Origin of the sequence: Pseudomonas sp. IzPS59 (assembly GCF_014863505.1) — a bacterium.
In the GTDB taxonomy this organism is placed as follows: Bacteria; Pseudomonadota; Gammaproteobacteria; order Pseudomonadales; family Pseudomonadaceae; genus Aquipseudomonas; species Aquipseudomonas kribbensis.
The window spans coordinates 3665207-3685557 of record NZ_CP062251.1 but is presented as its reverse complement, the minus strand read 5'-3'; the positions used below and the strand labels follow the sequence as shown (position 1 = coordinate 3685557).

At 59.8% G+C, this 20351-nt stretch carries 13 protein-coding genes; 7 read left to right on the top strand and 6 right to left on the bottom strand.

The window, feature by feature from the left end; all coding sequences use genetic code 11:
- Nucleotides 1-102: 102 nt before the first annotated feature.
- The 3 genes from ptrR (at nt 103) to IF189_RS16360 (ending at nt 2295) form a co-directional block, all read left to right on the top strand.
- The gene (gene ptrR / locus IF189_RS16370) at nt 103-984 is read left to right on the top strand and encodes a putrescine utilization regulator PtrR (protein ID WP_085711607.1); all 882 of its coding nucleotides are present in this window, start codon (nt 103-105) and stop codon (nt 982-984) included.
- A gap of 88 nt (nt 985-1072) precedes the next feature.
- Nucleotides 1073-1735, top strand: a complete 663-nt coding sequence (locus IF189_RS16365; protein ID WP_134826412.1) for a M24 family metallopeptidase — start codon at nt 1073-1075, stop codon at nt 1733-1735.
- 131 nt (nt 1736-1866) lie between these two features.
- A complete protein-coding gene (locus tag IF189_RS16360; RefSeq protein WP_007950468.1) occupies nt 1867-2295 on the top strand; it encodes a TOBE domain-containing protein in 429 nt (142 codons plus the stop codon).
- 68 nt (nt 2296-2363) lie between these two features.
- Here the strand turns inward: IF189_RS16360 and IF189_RS16355 are convergent, their stop codons facing one another.
- The 6 genes from IF189_RS16355 to IF189_RS16330 form a co-directional block, all read right to left on the bottom strand.
- Nucleotides 2364-3779, bottom strand: a complete 1416-nt coding sequence (locus tag IF189_RS16355) for a purine-cytosine permease family protein (RefSeq protein WP_192551909.1) — start codon at nt 3777-3779, stop codon at nt 2364-2366.
- Between the two features lie 289 nt (nt 3780-4068).
- Nucleotides 4069-5217, bottom strand: coding sequence for an acetylornithine deacetylase (argE, locus tag IF189_RS16350; RefSeq protein ID WP_192551908.1), 1149 nt, complete (start codon nt 5215-5217; stop codon nt 4069-4071).
- Complete coding sequence (locus tag IF189_RS16345; RefSeq protein WP_192551907.1) at nt 5214-5891, bottom strand: DUF1028 domain-containing protein; 678 nt, start codon at nt 5889-5891, stop codon at nt 5214-5216. Before IF189_RS16345 ends, argE begins: the two co-directional genes overlap by 4 nt.
- 27 nt (nt 5892-5918) lie before the next feature.
- On the bottom strand, nt 5919-6335 hold the full coding sequence (locus IF189_RS16340; RefSeq protein ID WP_085711367.1) for a RidA family protein: 417 nt from the start codon (nt 6333-6335) through the stop codon (nt 5919-5921).
- Nucleotides 6336-6393: 58 nt separating this feature from the next.
- Nucleotides 6394-7701, bottom strand: coding sequence for a flavin-containing monooxygenase (locus IF189_RS16335; RefSeq protein WP_192551906.1), 1308 nt, complete (start codon nt 7699-7701; stop codon nt 6394-6396).
- Between the two features lie 259 nt (nt 7702-7960).
- A complete protein-coding gene (locus IF189_RS16330) occupies nt 7961-8779 on the bottom strand; it encodes an alpha/beta fold hydrolase (RefSeq protein ID WP_134826416.1) in 819 nt (272 codons plus the stop codon).
- Nucleotides 8780-8959: 180 nt separating this feature from the next.
- Between IF189_RS16330 and IF189_RS16325 the strand changes: the two genes are divergently transcribed.
- The 4 genes from IF189_RS16325 to IF189_RS16310 all read left to right on the top strand — a co-directional run bounded on the left by IF189_RS16325 (nt 8960) and on the right by IF189_RS16310 (nt 20271).
- Nucleotides 8960-9409 carry a winged helix-turn-helix transcriptional regulator gene (locus IF189_RS16325; protein WP_085711606.1) on the top strand — a complete coding sequence of 150 codons (450 nt, stop codon included), beginning with the start codon at nt 8960-8962 and terminating at the stop codon, nt 9407-9409.
- Between the two features lie 237 nt (nt 9410-9646).
- Nucleotides 9647-11353, top strand: coding sequence for a ShlB/FhaC/HecB family hemolysin secretion/activation protein (locus IF189_RS16320; protein WP_134826417.1), 1707 nt, complete (start codon nt 9647-9649; stop codon nt 11351-11353).
- A 24-nt stretch (nt 11354-11377) separates the two neighbouring features.
- Complete coding sequence (locus IF189_RS16315; protein WP_192551905.1) at nt 11378-19999, top strand: DUF637 domain-containing protein; 8622 nt, start codon at nt 11378-11380, stop codon at nt 19997-19999.
- A complete protein-coding gene (locus IF189_RS16310; protein ID WP_134826419.1) occupies nt 19996-20271 on the top strand; it encodes a colicin immunity domain-containing protein in 276 nt (91 codons plus the stop codon). The genes IF189_RS16315 and IF189_RS16310 overlap by 4 nt, the downstream gene beginning before the upstream one ends.
- Nucleotides 20272-20351: the final 80 nt, after the last annotated feature.

The following is a 20351-nucleotide window of genomic DNA, read 5'->3' as shown; positions in this document are numbered from 1 at the left end:
GCATCGTCCTGCGAGGTCAGTGGATGCGCTCAGAGTAGGGTGGCGTTTGATTTCTGGAAACTGAATAATAAAGAGCGTTTCTTTCACGATTGGAGAATGACTGTGGATCTGGTGCAACTGGAAATCTTCAAGGCCGTGGCCGAGCACGGCAGCATCAGCGCGGCGGCGGCGCAGATCCATCGCGTGCCGTCGAACCTGACGACTCGCATCAAGCAGTTGGAGGAGGATCTGGGCGTCGACCTGTTCATCCGCGAGAAAAGCCGTCTGCGGCTGTCGCCCGCCGGCTGGAGTTTTCTGGAGTACGCGCGGCGGATTCTCGACCTGGTGCAAGAGGCGCGCGCCACAGTGGCCGGCGAGGAACCGCAAGGTGCATTCCCGCTGGGCTCGCTGGAAAGCACGGCAGCGGTGAGGATTCCCGGTTTGCTGGCGACCTATAACCAGCAACATCCGAAGGTCGATCTGGACCTCTCGACCGGCCCCTCCGGGACGATGATCGACGGGGTGCTCTCCGGACGCCTCGCGGCGGCGTTCGTCGACGGCCCGGTGTTGCACCCGGCACTGGAAGGCATTCCGGCGTTTGAAGAGGAAATGGTCATCATCTCGCCGCTTCATCACGGGCCGATCAAACGTGCTGCGGACGTGAATGGCGAGAATATCTACGCGTTCCGCTCGAACTGCTCCTATCGCCATCACTTCGAAAAATGGTTCAGTACCGATGCGGCCGTGCCCGGCAAGATCTTCGAAATGGAGTCCTATCACGGCATGCTCGCCTGCGTCAGCGCGGGGGCGGGTCTGGCCCTGATGCCGCGCAGCATGCTGCAGAGCATGCCCGGTTGCGCGACGGTAAGCGTCTGGCCGCTAGCGGCGGACTTTCGCTACTTGACCACGTGGCTGGTGTGGCGTCGGGGCACGGTGTCGCGCAGTCTGAGCATGTTTGTGCGCTTGCTCGAGGAGCGCGGCGTGGTGCGTGCAGAAGAGAATTGACACTTTGTGTCATGGTTGTATCTTAGGCGTCCTGTTTCGAAATATAAAAAACTATACAGCGCAAGCGATTAGCCAGAAGGAATCAGCGATGACCACAGCCCTGAGCGGTAAAGAAGCAGTAGGTGAGCGTTTTGTGCTGGAGACCATGCGCCACGCCCAGCAGTTGACCTGGAAGGCCGTGGACGAGATCGCCAAGGTGATCAAACCCGGCATGCGCGAATCCGAAGCCCATGTACGTGGCAAGGAAATCCTCGTGGAGCTGGGCATGGACCGGATCTGGCATCCGCTGCTGATCCGCTTCGGCGCCAATACGCTGAAGACTTTCAAGGAGCGCTCCGAGGGCGATCCGGTCCTGGGTGAGGAAGACATTTTCTTCATCGACATGGGCGTGGTCTGGGAAGGTCACGAAGGCGATGCCGGGGCGACGTTCGTCACCGGGTCCGATCCGCAAATGATTGCCTGTGCGGCAGCCTCCAAGGAACTCTTCGACAAGGTCGAAGCCTTCTGGCGCCAAGGCGTAACGGGTGTCGAGCTGTACCGCTACGCCACCGATCAGGCGCAGGCCATGGGCTGGGAGTTGAACCTGGACATCAAGGGCCATCGGGTCAGCGATTTTCCTCACGCGATTTACCGTGGCGGCAATCTTGGTGACTTCGATCAGGCGCCGAATGCCGGTGTGTGGATTCTGGAAATCCAGATCGAACACCCTGAGCTTCCGTACGGCGCTTTCTATGAAGACCTGCTGATCTGATTCACATTGGCGGTGCTAGAGTCAGGAGTCGATGTTCAAAGAGGTGTAGCGCTGTAGTTGTAACTACATAGCGGTTGCTTCGATGATGCAGGCCGTTTCCTAACTCCAAAGTCAACAAAAGGACGTCCATCATGAAAGTCAGTGCCCGCAACGTGTTCAAAGGTCAGGTCAGCCAGGTTCAGGAAGGCTCGGTCAATGCGGAAGTCGTCCTGACCCTGCCGGGCGGCGAGAAGCTGGTGGCGGTCGTGACCCTGGCCAGCCTCAAAAGCCTGGGCATCGCGGTGGGCAAAGAAGCCGTTGCCCTGGTCAAGGCGCCTTGGGTGATGCTGATGACCGAGTCCAGCGACATTCGCCTGTCGGCCCGTAACTGCCTGCAAGGCAAGGTGCTGAGCGTGACCGATGGCGCCGTCAACGCCGAAGTGGTGATCGAGCTGGCCGGCGGTTCGAAGGTCTATTCGATCGTGACCCGCGACGCGGTGAACGAACTGGGCCTGGCGGCTGGCGTCAGCGCCACTGCAGTGATCAAGGCTTCGCACATCATTCTGGGTGTGCCGGCCTGATCGAACGCGTGACTCGATAAAAATGCCCGGTTCGGTGGTTTACCGAACCGGGCATTTTTTTATCTATCTCAGAGACTGCCCGCCAGTTTCCCGGTCATCAGCCGCCGACGATAAGCACTGTCACGACTGGCCAGCCAGAAATACAGCGGCGACGTCACCAGCAATCCCACCAGCCACGACAGGTCCGCGCCGTTGATGTGCGCCGACACCGGGCCGACGTACAGCGGCGTGTTCATGAACGGAATCTGCACCACGATGCCGATCGCATACGCCAGCAAGGCCTGCGGGTTGTAGCGGCCATAGATGCCGCCGTCGACCTGGAAGATCGAGGCGATGTCGTACTGACCTTTATGGATGGCGTAGAAGTCGATCAGGTTGATCGCTGTCCACGGCACCAACACCACCAGCAGCACCAGCACCATGTCGACGAAGTGGCCGATGAAGTCCGACGACGCACCCACCGCAGCGAAGCAGCAGGCCAGCAGCACGATCAGCGAAATCACTGCACGGCTCTTGGCGGTCGGAATCCAGCGGTAGGCAAAAGTCTGCACCAGGGTGATCAGCGACAGCACCGCGCCATACAGGTTGAGCGCGTTGTGGCTGATCACGCTGAGCAGGAACAGCACCAGCATCAGCGGGCCGATCGAGCCGGTGGCGAGTTTCACCGCGTCCATGGTGTCCATGCCCACCGGCGTTGCCAGCACGGCGACTGCCCCGAAAATGAACGACAGGCTGGAGCCCAGTGCAGAGCCGAGATAAGTGGTCCAGAACGTCGCGGCCACCGGCACATTGGCTGGCAGATAGCGCGAGTAATCCGACACATACGGCGCAAATGCAATCTGCCACAACGCCGCCAGCGACACGGTGGCGAGCCAGCCCGAAAGATTGAAACTGCCACGGGTGAGGAAGTCACCCGTCTGCACGTGAGTCAGGATGTAGCCGAAGCCGACCACAATCCCGATCCCCAGCACCCAGGTGCCGATGCGGTTGAGCACGTGGATGAAGCGGTAACCGATGATCCCGATGATCCCCGAACCCAGCGCGCCGATGACGATGCCGACCGGCACCGGAATGCTGTCGACCACGCCATGCAGCGACTTGCCGGCGAGCACGATGTTGGAGGCGAAGAAGCCGATGTACATCACGCCGGCAATCAACACCACCAACAACGCGCCGAGTGAGCCGAACTGTGCGCGGCTCTGGATCATCTGCGGGATGCCCATCTGCGGGCCTTGCGCCGAGTGCAGCGCCATCAGCACACCGCCGACCAGATGGCCGACCAGAATGGCGACGATGCCCCACAGCAGATTCAGGTGAAACAGCTGCACGCCGAGGGCTCCGGTGACGATGGGCAACGGCGCGATATTGCCGCCGAACCAGAGGGTGAACAGATCCCTGACCTTTCCGTGGCGATCTTCGGGCGGCACATAGCCGATCGTGTGTTTCTCAATGAGCGGTGCGGACGTTGTTGCAGAGGTGGCCATGACGAACTCCAAGGCAAGGACGAGTACGTGGACGTACTTCAGTGAGCGCCGGCACGGACGGCGCATTTCTTGTTGGGGTTGATCATGGGCAAGGAAAGGGGAGAGATAAATTAGTAGTTTTGTTGCTTCAGGCGTTAAAAATACGAGGCTCTTCGGTCAGCTGAAAGTGTTCTGTTCCGGGTGTTTCAGCGCCATGAACGACAATGCAGCTGACCTCCATTGGAGCAGCTGTCTGTCGGTGTTATTGCGGCTTGGCTGCGGATTCTTATCCAGCAGCCAGACCGTTTTTTCAAAGGCGAATCGACGTCAGCATCCGTTGCAGCATCTCATCGCAGGCCTTGAGCTGATCGCGGCTGACGAACTCGTCCGGCTTGTGGCCCTGATCCATGCTGCCGGGGCCGCACACCACCGTGGGAATCCCCACTGCGTCGAACAATCCGCCTTCAGTGCCGAATGCCACCGTGCCGAAATCGTCCGAGCCACAGAACGTGGCGATCAATTGCGCCGCCTGGCTGCGGGCATCCGTCGCCAGCCCCGGATACGCCGACAACTCGCTGAAACGGATATCGCTCTGCCCGCTGACGGCCCGCATGCGCGGCAGCATCTGCTGCTCGGCGTAAACCTTGAGTTGCTGCGCGACGACTGCCGGATCCTGCGAGGGCAGGGCACGGATTTCGAAATCAAAACGGCAATCGGCGGGGACGATATTCAACGCCTTGCCACCGCTGATCACGCCGGTTTGCACCGTGGAGTAGGGCGGGTCGAAACGCGGGTCGACGTGTTCATCCTTGAGTTGCCGGCCGATGCGTCCCAATTCGCCGATCAGTTCGGCGGCGCATTCGATGGCGTTGACCCCGAGCGGCGCGTAGGCCGAGTGACAGGCGTGACCCTGGACATCGCAGCGCATCGCCAGTTTGCCTTTGTGCCCGAGCACCGGTTTGAGTTCGGTCGGCTCGCCGATGATGCACAGCAGCGGTTTGACCGGACGCTTCTCCAGTAACTTGAGCAACGAGCGCACGCCGAGGCAACCGACCTCTTCGTCATAGGACAGGGCAATGTGCACCGGCATGCGCAATGGTGATTCGATCAACGACGGCACCAGCGCCAGCACGCAGGCGATGTAGCCCTTCATGTCCGCCGTGCCGCGACCGTAAAGCTTGCCGTCGCGCTCGCTGAGTTCGAACGGCGGCACGGTCCATGGCTGACCATCGGCAGGTACCACATCGGTGTGTCCCGACAACACGATGCCAGGCAAATCCGCCGGGCCAATCGTGGCGAACAGATTAGCCTTGCTGCGCTCATCGTTGTAAATCAGCTCGCACGGCACATCGAAACCTTCGAGATAGTCGTGCACGAAGTTGATCAATTGCAGGTTGGACTCGCGGCTGGTGGTGTCGAACCCCACCAGCGTCTTGAGCAACGTGACGCTGTCGCTCATCGGTCGTCTCCGGCAACTCCGTAGCCCGGCGCCTTGGCCGGATCGAGGGCGCGGTCGATGTAGTCCTGCAACTGCGGGCGATAGGCGTCCCAGAGTTTCTGCAACTGGCCGATCGGGTCTTCATCGGCCCAGTCCACCCGCAGGTTGACGATGGGCCAGGTCAACTCGCCGACCACGACCACGGCTGCCGAATGCACCGGTCCCGCTTCGCCGCCCAAGGCTTGGGCGGCGTGCAGGGCCTTGAGCAGGCGATCGGCCAATTGACCCTCGCCGTCTTCGAACGCGCTGACCATGGCTTCGATCACAGAGCGCCCGGCGAGCATGTTGCCCGCCGCCACGCATTGTTCGCCCGACACCGCGTTGTGCACGCCCAGGGTTTGCGCGCCGCTGAAATGCGCGGTCTGGCCGAGGTGGTTGATCGCCGTGATCTGCCGGTACTGACTGTAACCATTGCGGGTCAGCACCTTGTCCAGCGCCGCCTCGGGCGCCAGGCCTTGCTCCATCAAAGTGAGCACTTCCGGGCCGAGGGACGGCAGGGTGATGTTCTGGCTCGACACCGCGCCGACCCCCGGCAACAGCCAAGGGCAGCGGGCGCCAACGGCGATGCTGGAGGAACTGATGGCGATGCCGAACTGACCGGTTTCAGGGCAGCGGGCGGCGATGGAAAATGTCATGTGTGGCCTCCTTTCGCTAAGGTCGAATTACTCGGGAATCACCGCAACCACATCAATCTCCATCAGCCACTGCGGCTGACCCAAGGCCGACACCACCAGCCCGGTGGAGATCGGGAACACGCCTTTCAGCCACTTGCCGACTTCCTGATACACCGGTTCGCGGTAGCGCGGATCGATCAGGTAAGTGGTGGTCTTGACGATGTGGCTCAGGTCGCTGCCGGCCTCTTCGAGCAGTTGCTTGACGTTGCGCATCGCCTGTTCGGCCTGCGCGCGCGGGTCGCCGAGGCCGACCAGTTCACCGTCGAAATTGGTGCCGACCTGACCACGGACATACACGGTGTTGCCGGCACGCACGGCCTGGCACAAATCGTTGTCCAGGGTTTGATTCGGGTAGGTGTCCTTGGTGTTGAACATGCGGATGCGGGTGTGGGTTGGCTGACTCATGTGGGGCTCCTGACGAAATCGGACCCGGCGCGACAGGCGCCGGGATTGAAGAGGGAAATCAAGCGTCGACGGTGTCGGCGGCTTTGTTGTGCAGCGCGGCTTCGCGTTGTTCGGCATCGCGATAGGCCAGGTATTTGCGCTGGGTGGCGATGTGATCGGCCACGTGCTTGGCGTCGTGCCACACACCCCAGATGAACGACGAACCGCGTCGCGACTGCCATGGCAGGCCGAGGAAATACACACCCGCTTCGCTGGACACGCCGCGCTGATGCTGCGGCTTGCCTTTGTCGTCGAATGCCGCGACTTTCAGCCAGGAATAGTCCACGGCAAACCCGGTGGCCCAGATGATCGAGGTGATGCCGGCGGCGGCCAGATCGAGATCGGCCAGCGGGTTTTTCACGCATTCAGGATCCGGATAGGTTTCCCGGGCTTCCGGTTCCAACGGCAGATCGAGGCCATTGCGTTCGATGTAGGCGTCGGCGGCATCCAGCAGCGCGAGGTAGTTCTCGTCGCCACGCTTGAGGTTGTCGCGCAGGTCTTGCTTGAAGGTCACCACGCCATTGCTGAACGACTCGGTCACACCGACCAGAGTCATGCCGCGATGGGCCAGACCACGGAAGTCTATGGTGCGGCCACCATGGGCGCCGCTGACGGCGATGGTCACGTGTTCGCGGCCGGGTTTCATTGCGGCCTGATCCCACTCGCCGAGTACGCCGAGCCACCAGCAGAAATCACGGTTGCGATAAGCGCGAGGAGGGCGGTCATGGGCACCGACCGAGAGGAACACTTGCTTGCCTGAACGCTGCAGTTCATCGGCGATCTGCACGCCCGACGAACCGGCACCGACCACCAGCACCGCACCGGCCGGCAGTTGTTGCGGGTTGCGATAGTCGGCCGAGTGAATCTGCAGCAGGCGTTCATCTTTCGGCGCAATGGCCGGAATCACCGGACGCTGGAACGGGCCAGTCGCAGCAACGACGCGGGCGGCTTCGATCACGCCTTCGGAAGTCTCGACGGTGAAGCCCGGACGACCGACATTGCGCACTACGCTCTTCACGTCCACGCCGGTGCGGATCGGCGCGTTGAATTTCTTCGCATAGGCTTCGAAGTAATCGGCAACGCGCTCCTTGTGGGCAAAGCCGTCCGGATCGACATCGTCGAATTCCATCCCCGGAAAGCGGTCGTGCCACGCCGGACCATTGGCCACCAGCGAATCCCAGCGTCCGGTGCGCCAGCGTTCGGCGATGCGGCTGCGCTCCAGCACCAGGTGCGGCACCCCGAGTTTGCTCAGGTGTTCACTCATGGCCACACCCGCTTGACCGGCGCCGACAACAAGCGTGTCTGTTTTTATTATTTCAGTGGTCATCTCTGATCCTTTCTCACGAGGCCGTTGGATTCAGGCCGCTGTCGACCTGTTCTCTGTGCTTGGGATCAGACTAGGGAGGGGGTGGTTATCGGTAAAATATTATTAAGCTGGCATGTGAAGATAAAAACGTGATGCAGAGGCTTCAAAGCCCCGTAAATGCTGGGCCTCGCCATGGCACCGGAATCCGGGACAACGAAAAAAAGGGCCGCTGACAGGGTTGTCGGCGGCCCTTTGCAAGGCGTGTTCGGATCACACGGACTCAGCGATCGAGAAACGCCAGCAGGTCTTCATTCAATTGCTGCGCATGGGTCACGGCGAAGCCGTGGGGCGCACCGGCATACACCTTCAATTCGGCGCCCTTGATCTGCGCGGCGGCGCGTTTGCCGGTGGTTTCGAATGGCACGATCTGGTCGCCATCGCCATGAATCACCAGGGTCGGCACATCGATTTTCGCCATGTCCGGGCGGAAGTCGGTTTCCGAGAATGCAGTGACGCAATCCACGGTGCCTTTGAGCGAGGCGAGCAGCGCGATATTCAGGGTTTGCGTCAGCACGCCGTCGGAGACTTTCTGGCCCTGATTGGTGCCGTAGAACGGTGCGGCGAAATCGGCGATGAACTGCGCGCGATCCTTCAGCAGGCCGGCCTTGATTCCGTCGAATACCGACTTGTCGACGCCTTCGGCAAAGTCCGGCTTCTTGCCGAACAGCGGCGTCACCGCGCCCAGCAACACCAGCCCCGCAACGCGCTCGCTGCCGTGGCGGGCAATGTAGCGGCTGACATCACCGCCGCCCATGGAGAAGCCGACCAGGGTCACGTCACGCAGGTCGAGGTGCTCGATCAACTGCGCGATGTCATCGGCGAAGGTGTCGTAGTCGTAGCCGGTCCACGGCTGCCCGGAGCGGCCGAAACCGCGACGGTCGAAGGCGATGGTGCGGTAGCCGCGGCTGCTCAGGTATTCCATCTGGTATTCCCACATGTCGGCGTCCAGCGGCCAACCGTGGCTGAACAGCACGGGCTTGCCGCTGCCCCAGTCCTTGAAATAGATCTCGGTACCGTCTTGGGTGGTGAACGTGCTCATGGAAACTCCTTGGGTATGGGCCTGTGTGGATGCCGTGATGGCAGCGATCACTATCGCGACAAAGCAGTTCGGCCACTTGTACGCAGGTGCTAAGTTCGTGGTGGCGGGTGTTATCGCTTCTGCGACATGAGTTGTAAGATGCAACCGCATCCCATCTTTCGTTTGCCGGAGATATACGAAATGAAGCGCAAAAGCCTTGCCGGCAATGCCTGCCCGGTCGCCCGGACGCTGGACCTGATCGGCGACTGGTGGTCGTTGCTGATCGTCCGTGATGCGCTGGAAGGCATCCGTCGTTTCGGCGATTTCGAGAGAAGTCTGGAAATCGCCAAGAACATCTTGAGCGTTCGCCTCAAAGGTCTGGTCGAGCGTGACATCCTGCGCCTGGTGCCGGCGTCCGATGGCAGTGCTTACAAAGAGTACGTGCTGACGGAAAAGGGCCGGGCGCTGCAAACCGTGATCGTCGCGCTGTCGCAGTGGGGCGGGGAGTTCATGTTCGAGCCCGGTGAGTCGGGATCGGTAATGGTCGATGCGCAGAAGGGGAAGCCGATCAGGAAGCTGGAGTTGCTGTCGGCCGATGGCCGGGTACTGGCACCGGAGGATGTGGCGACGAAACGGGCTGTTGAGCATTGAGGTGAAGTGAGCCGGATCTGTCGGATGTTTTGCCTCTCGGAACGTTCGCTGATGCTGTGGCCGGTTTTCCTTGGTTGATCTGCGAAACCTCCTGCATCTCTGTCGGAGTCGGACGATTTCACCGATGCCGTTCGTCGGCAACACTATTTCGGTAAATCCTTAAATTGACGTCAGAATAGTGGCACTTTAACATGGCGCCACTATTCTGATATCGCTTTCCGTCTCGAGGGATCGAACATGTCCTCACCCGCCCTCGTGGCGAGGTTGTGCCTGGCTTTGCTGTGCCTTTCTCCACTTAATGCTGTATCCGCTGCACCCACCCCCGGTGACACCGACCTGATTCGCGACCGCCAGAACCGCCTGCTCGAAGAGCAGCAGCGGCGTCTCGAAGAACTCAAGGACCTGCCGGGCAAGGAAGCCAGGCCAGTTCAACCGGCGGCGCCGACCGACACCCGTTGCTTCCCGATCAAAGACATCGAACTCAAAGGCGCCGACAGCCTGTCGGAGAGCGACAAGGCGCGCCTGCTCAAGCCTTACATCGGCCAGTGCCTGGGCGTACCGCAACTCAATGAACTGCTCAAAGTCATCACCGACCACTACATCGAAAAGGGGCTGGTGACCAGCCGTGCCTATCTGCCGCAACAGGATCTGTCCGCCGGGCACCTGAAAGTGCTGGTGGTCGAAGGCAAACTCGAAAGCCTGAAAGGTGCCGACAACAGCAAACTTTCCGAGCGTGAGCTGTCGATGGCGTTTCCTGGCAAGGCCGGCGAACTGGTCAATCTGCGCGAGATCGAGCAGATGGTCGATCAGCTCAATCGCCTGCCGTCCAATCAGGCCAAGATGGAGCTTTCGCCGGGCCAGAACGTCGGTGGCAGTGATGTACTGGTCAACAACACCCCGCAAAAGCCCTGGCGTGTCGGGTTGTCGCGCAGCAACGACGGCCAGCGCAGCACCGGCGAGCAGCAGTGGGGCACCACGTTCGACTGGGACAGCCCGTTGGGCCTGGCCGATCAGTTGAGCCTGCGCGGCGGTCACGATGCGATGACAGACCATCAGCACACCTCCAACAACGCCATGCTCAATTACAACCTGCCGTGGGGCTGGTGGAACTTCAGCTACACCTACAGCCAGAGCGAATACCGCTCGCAGATCGCCGCCAACGGCTACAACTTCAAGCAGACCGGCGACAGTGAAAACCACCAGTTTCGCGCCGAGCGTGTGATCCACCGCGACGCCGTCAGCAAGACTTCCCTCAGCACAGGCCTGTCTTACCTGCGCAGCAACAATTTCATCGAAGACAGCAAACTGCGCCTGAGCAGCAACCGCATCAGCGAAGCGCAGTTCGGCTTCAACCACGGGCGGCGGATCGGCAGCGCCTTCGTCAACTTCGATGCCGGCATGCAGCAGGGCATCGGCGCGTTCGATGCCCAGGGCAGCCACGATCCGGGCCCCGGCGAGCCGGACGCGCGCTACCGCAAATACACCGCAACCCTGAGTTATCTGCAGCCGTTCAAGCTGTGGGGCGAGTCGCTCACCTTCAGCAGCCTGATGACCGGCCAGCGCAGTGAAGACGTGCTGTTCAGTCCGCAGCGCACCAGCCTTGGCGGACTGTCATCGATCCGTGGCTACAAGGATCAATCGCTGTCCGGCGACAGCGGCGGCTACTGGCGCAATGACCTGCGCTGGGCACGCCCGGTGACCGCCGAATGGCTGCGTCCGGTGTTCGCCGAATACGGCACCAGCCTGGGCTACGACCAGGGCGTGATTCGCAATGATCGCTACAACGGTGACCAGCACGGACGCATGTCGAGCAACTCGCTGGAGTTGTTTGCTCGTGGCCAGCATGTGGCAGCCAGTGTGACCTTCGCCCATTCCCTGGAACGACCCGCCGCGCTCACCGAGCGCGAAGCGCCGATCTATTTCCGCATGGATTTCTTCCTCTAATTCCGCCTGCTTTGAGTTTCTGATATGAACATTCGCCACCTGGCCTTTCTGGCCAGGCAGCCTTCTGCTGCCTATGAAAAACGCGATCACTTCTGGGGCATGCCCAAGCGCGGTCTGGCGTTCCTGCTGGCCAATGTCATGTTCTGGCAGCCAATGTGGGCGCAAGCGGACGGAATCGTGGTCAGTGCGCCCGGCACCACGCTCGACCGGGCCGGTAACGGCGTGCCGATCATCAACATCGCCACGCCCAACGGCGCGGGGCTATCGCACAACCAGTTCCACGATTACAACGTGGACGCTCAAGGCGTCATCCTCAACAACGCGACCAGTCGCACTCAACTGACGCAGATGGGCGGGATCATTCTCGGCAACCCGAACCTGCGCGCAGCGGCAGCGCAGACCATCCTCAACGAAGTCAACGGCGGCAGCCCGAGCCAGTTGCGCGGTTACACCGAAGTGGCTGGGCAGTCTGCGCGGGTGATCGTCGCCAACCCGTATGGCATCAGCTGTAACGGGTGCGGCTTCATCAATACGCCACGCGTGACACTGACCACCGGCAAACCGGTGCTGGATGGCGCGGGACGTCTGGATCGCTTTCAGGTCGATCAGGGCAGCGTTTCCATCGACGGCAAAGGTCTGGACGCCAGCGCTGTCGACAGCTTTGAAATCATCACCCGCAGTGCGCAAATCAACGCGCAGATCCACGCCAAACGCCTGAACATCACCACCGGTCGCAACGATGTAAACGCCGAAACGCTCAACGCCACTGCGCGGGCCGACGACGGCAGCGCCAAACCGCAACTGGCCATCGACTCATCGGCACTCGGCGGGATGTATGCCGGCGCGATCAAACTGGTGGGCACCGAGGCGGGTGTCGGCGTGAAACTGGCTGGCGAACTGGCGGCCAGCGCCGGGGATATCCAGATCGACGCCAATGGCCAACTGACGATGGCCAAGGCCACGGCCAGCAATGCGATCGACATCAAGGCCAACAGTCTTGAAGCCCAACAGGCGGTTTACGCAGGCACGCAACTGGCAGTGCAGACCGCACAAGACCTGGTGAACCAGCAAAGCCTCGCTGCCCGGGATTCCGTGCGCCTCACCAGCGGCGGCACGCTGACCAGCGCCGGCGTGATCGAAGCCGGAGTGAACGCGGACAACAGCCGTAACGGCAATGGCGATGTTGCCATCAACAGCGGCGCGGTGAGCAACCGTGGCAGCCTGTTGGCCAGTCGCTCCCTGAGCGTCAGCGCCGCAGGTTTGCTCGACAACCAGAACGGTATCGTCCAGGCCAAGACCGTTGCGCTGGGCGCCACTCGCCTGGTCAACCAAGGGGCTGACGCACGGATTTACGGCGAGACCAGCCTGGCCTTCAACGTCCCGGCAATCGTCAACCTCAGTGGTCTGATTCGCTTCGCCGACGGCCAGGCGGCAACGCTCTCTGTCGATACTCTGGACAACCGCAAGGGCCGAATCGAAATCGCCGGCGGCAATTTGAAGCTCAATGCTCGGGCGCTGCAAAACGATGACGGCAAAATCATTGCCGGACGCCTGGATCTCGATACCCGACAACTCGACAACGCTGGCGGCCTGATTGCTGCCAGCCAGGGCGAAACCAAGGTCGTCGCCCATGAACGTCTGAACAATGGCAAAGGCAAGATCCAGGCAAAGACCGACCTCGATGTGTCGGGCGCCGAGTTGCTCAATCAGGGCGGCACATTGGCGGCCGATTCGATCCGGATCACCGGCACCCGGCTGGATAACAGCGGCAAAGGGGTCATCAGTGCCGAAAACGGCAAGGTCGACCTGACACTGGATCAGGACCTCGCCAACCACGATGGCAAGATTCAGGCCTCCGGTCGATTGAGCGTCGCGGCCCGTAGCATCGACAACCGTAATGCCAGCCTGACCGGCAAAACCCTTGAGGTCACCAGTCGCGGCAAACTCGACAATACCCAGGGCACGATTTCATCCGATGACAGCGTGCTGGCCAGCGAAGACCTGGACAACACCCAGGGCCTGATTCAGGGCAACACAACCCTGAACCTGACCGCCCGCGATCTGGATAACACCAACGGCCAACTGCTCGGCGGTGTCGTCGATGCAACGCTGGACAATCTCACCCACAACGAAAAAGGTGCGATCAGCGCCGAAACCGGTCAGCTCACACTGGTGGTCAACAAGCACCTGAACAATGCCTTGGGTCGACTGCAAGCCAGCAAGGGTGACGTGGACGTACAGGCCGGCAGTATCGACAACCGCAAGGGCGTGGTAGCCGCGCAACAATTGCTGCTGGTCGCTCGCGATGGCCACATCGACAACCGTGGCGGGCGAGTGATTGGCGATCGCCTCAACCTGCAAGCCGCCAGCCTGGATAACGGCGAGGGCGGTCTGCTGGCGGCGGGTGTCGACGGTGCCCGGTTGATTCTCAAACACGCTGTTGCCGGCCAGTCGCAACTGCTCAATCAAAAGGGCCGGATCCAGAGCGACGCCGACCTCTACATCGAAAGCGACACGGTCGACAACAGCGCCGGTGTCCTGCTCGGCAAAACCATCGAAGTCACCGCCACACAGCTGAACAACAGCGACAAGGGCGGCATCGTCGGCACGGGCGGTGACATTGCGCTGAACATCGCCGGCGTGTTCAAAAACGTCACGGGTGTAGTCGACGCCGGTGAGCAACATCTGCTGCTCGAGCAACTGGTCGAACTCGACAACCGCGGCGGCACATTGCGCGGCAAACGTCTGGATATCACCAGTACGTCCATCGACAACCGCAATGCGGGCCAGATCATTGCCGGCAGCGATGGCCTGAAAATCGTCGGCAACACCCTGCTGAACCAGCAGGGTGCGATCCTCGCCAATGGCAGCCACGCAGAACTGGCACTGGGCGCCGGCAGCCTGCAGAACCAGGGCGGTACGCTGCAGGCCGACACCCTGAACATCACCAGCGCCGATCTCGACAACAGCGCAGTCGATGGCAAGGCCGGTTTGATCTCCAGCCTGCTGGGTGACTTGAAGCTGACGGTGACACGCCTGACCAACCATGCCGGCAAGCTGTTCGGCAAAGATCAGGTGATTTTCGATGGCTCCAGCCTGGATAATGCGGGCGGAGAGATCAGCGGCAATCGACTGGCATTCGAAGCGGTCAGCCAGGTGCTCAATCAGGGCGGGCTGATCGAATCGGCAACCGATCTGAAACTCATCAGCGGTCAATTGAACAACAGCGCCGGCGGGCAGATCCGCGCACTGGGCGGCGCCTCCAGCAAAATCAAATTGACCGGCAACCTGAACAACCAGAACGGCGTCATCGAGATCGGCAGTCAGGATCTGGAGCTTGGCGGTGCTCAGCTCAACAACCTCAGCGGCAGCGTTCGTCACGCCGCAAAAGGGCTGTTCGATCTGGACCTCAGCAACCTGACCGGCTCTCAAGGCAGCCTCACCGGTCTGGGCAACGGTGTCTGGGATATCGCGTCGGTCAGTGGTGTGGGCACCTGGCAACTGAACGGTGGCCTGACCTATACCAGTGCACAGGATTTGAACCTCAATGACGGGGATCGCATCGCCAGTGCTTCGTCGCTCAAGCTCAACGTCGCCAGTCTGAACAACGCCGGTGAACTGGCCACTGACGGCGACCTGACGCTGAACCTCGGCGGCAACCTGATCAACAGCGGACGCGTGTCCGCCAAACAGAAACTCGTTATCGGCGCCAACGACCTGATTCAGCAGGACGGCCGTCTGGTCAGCGGTGGTGACACCGAGCTGACCCTGCGTGGCACCCTCGACAACCTGGGCCGACTGATTGCCAACCAGAAGCTCACGGTCTCCGCTGCACGGATCGACAACAAAGGCACGCTGGGCGCTCAAGGCAACCTGCTGTTCAACGCCACCAATGGCATCAGCAACGGCCCCGACACGCTGTTGTTCAGCGGCGGCACCATGGAGTTGCACGGCAACAGCCTGAGCAATTTCTATGGCGATATCTACAGCCGCGGCAAGCTGACGTTCGACGCCGTGGGCGGAGGTCGGGCGGCGTCGTTCAGTAACCTGTCGGGCACCGTCGAAGGCGAAGGTGATATCGACATCAACGCCGTTTCGTTTGAAAACGCCAAGGCCGAATTCGAAATCACCTCGGGGCAGTCGTCCGGCAGCCTGAGCTGGGTCTGTGCTCAGCACTGCGGTGGTGGTGACGGCTGGAAACGCGGTTACATCACCATCAACACCGAGTTCAACGACAAGGTCCTGAAGGACTCGCGTGCGGCGCGATTTGTCGCTGGCAAGAATCTGACCCTTCACGCCAACAACGTCGAAAACCGCTACAGCCTGTTGGCGGCGAACGGCGATCTGACCGTGACGGCCGATAACCTGCTGAACCAGGGCGCCGTGTCGCGCTCGGGCCATCGGGTGGTGAAGATCGGTACACCGGGGCACATCGACAACAGCCTCTGGGACAAGATGGAGTTCACCGACATTCCGGCGTTCAACGCCGCGACCGCAGCGGGCAACTTCGACGAGGAACGCTTTAACGAGTTGGTCAGTCGTTCCAGTGACGATCGTTTCTTGCAGACAAGCGATGTCACCACTTGGGATGAAAACGGCAACAAGGTCTACTCGTCGGTGCTTCAGGCCGGAGGCAAGGTCAAACTGGACGTCGCTCACAGCATCCAGAACGGCACCCTCTACGACAACACTTACGACCAGCTGACCGGCAAGCTGTCCAGCGATCAGACAACCGCCGTCGGCGGCGTCACCATCAACCTTGGCAAACACAGCACCGACGTCAGCGCCCAGGCGCCGAAAGACGTCACCCGAATCGAACGCGTGGACGCCGATGGCGTGAAGCAGATCAGCTTCGTTCCGGTCGATTTCAAGGGCGTGCCGTTTGCCGCAGTCGATCCGACGGCTTCCTCGACGTTCCGTCTGCCGAAAGGCCCCTACGGCCTGTTCGTGCAGAGCTCGAATCCGCAGAGCCATTACCTGATCGAAACCAACCCGGAGCTGACCCAGTCCGCGCCGTTCATGAGTTCCGATTACCTGCTGGGCAAACTCAGTTTCAGCGCCGATGAAACGGCTCGCCGCCTCGGCGATGGCCGCTACGAGACGCGACTGATCAGCGACGCAGTGATGGCCCAGACCGGCCAGCGCTTCCTCGCCGGTGGCCTGAACAACGACTACGAACAGTTCCGTTATCTGATGGATAACGCGCTCGCCAGCAAGAACGAACTGAACCTGTCCGTGGGCGTGAGCCTGACGTCCGAGCAAGTGGCGGCACTGACCCACGACATCGTGTGGATGGAAGAGCGCATCGTCGACGGCCAGAAAGTGCTGGTGCCGGTGCTCTATCTGGCCCAGGCCGAATCACGCAACGTGCGTGGCGGCAGTCTGATTCAAGGGCGCGACCTGGAACTGATCGCGGGCAATGATCTGGTCAACGTCGGCACATTGCAGGCGACCAAGGATCTGTCCGTCGACGTTAAAGGCAGCCTCTACCAGGGCGGTCTGGTCGAAGCCAACGAGCGCATCACGCTCATGGCCACCGACAGCATCCGCAATGCGCTGGCCGGCGAGATTCGCGGCAATCAGGTCAGCCTTACCAGCCTGAAGGGCGACATCGTCAACGATCGCACCGCCGTCGCCGTACGCGACGGTCACGGCATGCGCACCCTGGTGGACGATGGCGGCAACATCAGCGCACGCGACACGCTGACCATCAAGTCGGGCAACGACCTCGTCAACTCCTCGTCCATCAGCAGCGGCGGCGACGCCACCCTGAGCGCCACCCGCGACATCAACCTGTTGGCGACGCGCAACGAAAGCGAACTGCACGAATCGTTCGAGGGCGGCCATCGCTCGGTTATCACCACCACCGTGGAAAACCTCGGTTCCAGTGTGAAAAGCGGTGGCAACCTGAAGTTCGATGCCGGCCGCGATCTCAACGTCCTCGCCAGTACTGCCGAGGCCAAAGGCGATCTTCTTGCCGACGCGAAACAAGACCTGAACATGGCTTCGGCGGGTGACGAACACAATGTCGAGACCAACAGCAAAAGTGGCAAGAAACGTGTCCACGAGGAAGACAACCACACCGTCCAGAAAGCCGCCGAATTCATCGCGGGCGGCGACGTAAAAACCACTTCCGGTCGCGATACCACGTTGGTAGCGAGCAAGATCAGTGCTGGCAATGAAGCCTATGTCTACGCGGGTAATGATCTGAGTCTGCTGGCAGCGCAGAACAAGGATTACACCCTGTACGACATGAAAGAGAAGGGTGGTTTCGGCGCCAAGAAAATGCAGCGCGACGAAGTGACCCAGATCACTCATGTGGGGAGCGAGATCAAGACCGGAAGCAATCTCACGCTGGTCAGTGAGGGGGACCAGCGCTACCAGGGCGCCAAGCTCAACAGTGGTAAAGACCTGATCTTGGACAGCGGTGGCAGCATCACGTTTGAGGCAGTGAAAGATTCCCATCAGGAAAGCCACGACAAGAGCAGCAGTAGCGCGGCGTGGACCAGCATGGAAAGCAAAGGCCAGGTTGATGAAACTCTGCGTCAAAGCCAGCTGATTGCCAAAGGTCAGACGCTTATTAAAGCGGTTGATGGGCTTCACATTGACATCAACCAGATCAACCAGCAAAGCGTCAGTCAGGCAATCGACGCGATGGTGAAAGCCGACCCGAGTATGGCTTGGTTGAAAGACGCCGAAGCACGAAATGATGTGGATTGGCGTCAAGTCCAAGAGCTGCATGACCGCTGGAATGAAAGCCATTCCGGGCTGGGTGGCCCTGCGATGATCATCGTCATCATTATCGTCACCTACTTCACCGCCGGTGCGGCTTCAGGCCTTGTGGGGGCTGGTGCGACTGCTGGTTCCGGCACAGCGATGTCCGCTGGTTTGGCCGCGACAGCCACCAGTGAAGCAGTGGCAGCAGGTTGGGCGAACGCGGCACTCACTGCCATGATCACTTCGGCAGCCAGCACGGCGGCCGTCAGCACCATTAACAACAAAGGCAATCTCGGAGCCGCGCTCAAAGAAACCTTCAGTGCCGACAACCTGAAAAATTACATTGTGGCCGGAGGTACTGCGGGTCTGACCACCGGTTTCTTCAATGACTGGACCAGCAGCACGACCGGTACATCCCCCGCGCTGACGGAATCCACCAAAGGCGCATTGGCCAATACCGGCAAAGTTATCGTCGCCGATTCCGGTGGTCTGAGCAGCCTGCAAGGTATAGCGCATTTTACCGAAAACCAGTTGTTGCAAAATTCCACGTCGGCATTGCTCAACAAAGCCCTTGGCCGTGAAGGCAGCTTGGGCGATGCGGTGCAAAAAAGCCTGGTGAATGCTTTTACCGCCTATGGCTTCAACCTTGTGGGTGATATCGGGGCGAGCAACCACCTGCAGGACGGTGGTCTGGAGAAGATAGGCCTGCATGCGCTGATGGGGGGCTTGAGCTCACTGGCTGCGGGTGGGGATTTTAAGACTGGCGCCTTGGCAGCCGGAGTCAACGAAGCGCTGGTGGACGATCTGGCGTCGGCGTACTCCGGAATGTCGAAGGACGATAGAGAACGATTGTTGCTGATGAACTCGCAACTGATCGGGGTCTTGACGACCGCTGTTCAGGATCCGAATGCCGATGCTGACAAACTGCAGCTAGGGGCATCGATCGCGCAGAGTGGTACTCAATACAACTTCTTGAACCATCAGGATGTAGAAGACCTGGAAAAGGCGCTCAAGGAATGTAAAGACAACTGTGATGCGGTTCGAGCTGAGTTTGCCAAGCGTGATGCGGATAACACGGCGCGGCTCAACAACTGCTGGGCGACCGGTGATTGCGAGAAGATCAAGGCTGAGATTGAAGAAGGCTCTGTTGCATTAAACGAACTTTGGCAAAATGACAAAACGGGGATTACAGATCAATTCCTCCATAGCAATATCGCCGACTCGACCAATGCCAGGACGCGAGCTTCCCTCGACCACCTTCCGAAAGGGGATCCGGCTAATGCGGTGAAATTGTTGGCTGCAGCGGGGATCATTGCTCTTGCGCCGGAAGCGATTGGTCTGCTTGGACAGTTGACCACGAGAGCTGCAGCCTCCTGCGCAGCCAACCCAGTGCTGTGCGCTAACGAAGTCGCGATCTGGACAGCTGAGGCAGGGATGTCGGAAGCACTTCCTGTCGGATTGGGGGCCGCGGCAGGAGGGTTAACGGCCAAGGAACTCAGTGATCTCCGAGGCTTGATGGAGATCGAAGCGAAAACAGGGGCTAAACTGACGGCTGAGGAGATTGCGGCAATCGTTGGGCCGGCAGCGACAGGTGCAAAAGGTAGCGGTCTTGCTGGGGAACTTACTGGTATTACGCAAAAGCAGCTTGATAAAAAATTCAAGCACGCATCTGATTTTGGCGTCGTGACGACAAAGAAAAATCCCGAAACACTTGCTCAGTATGAAACGGCGATCAAAAATCATATGGAGTCCTCCTCTACATCTCAGCAAGGTACGTATGGGTTTGTTAAGGACTCGAAGGTTTTCTTCAATTCGACTACCAATAATGCCGTTGTTCTCGATAGTGCTGGTAATTTCGTAACTGGATTTAAATTATCTCCGAATACTCAGCAGTTCGATAATTTCATTAAAAATGGTGTTTTACGATGAGTGTTACGATTTTAGAATTTGCAAAATCTTTTGTAGCAGGAAGAGTGTCTGCTTGCGTTTTTTCGGAAGCCTACATGGAGCTGTGGAAAATAGAGCGCGACAGCAATCTTCTTCAAAAGGATTCAGGGGTTTTAAATGAATGCCTGTCAAGCATTTTTTGTGCGGCGGATATGTACAATTCAGACGACTCAAGAGAAGAGTATGAGTTCGACGGAGAGAAGCTTAAGTCCGAAGTGGCTAGTCTGGTAAGAAAAATAAAATCTGATTTGTAAGGAAAGGGACAAGAAAAGGGGGCGGATTTATTTGATTTAATAAACCTGTCCCCTTTTTTACTGATGGAGTAGCGGGATTG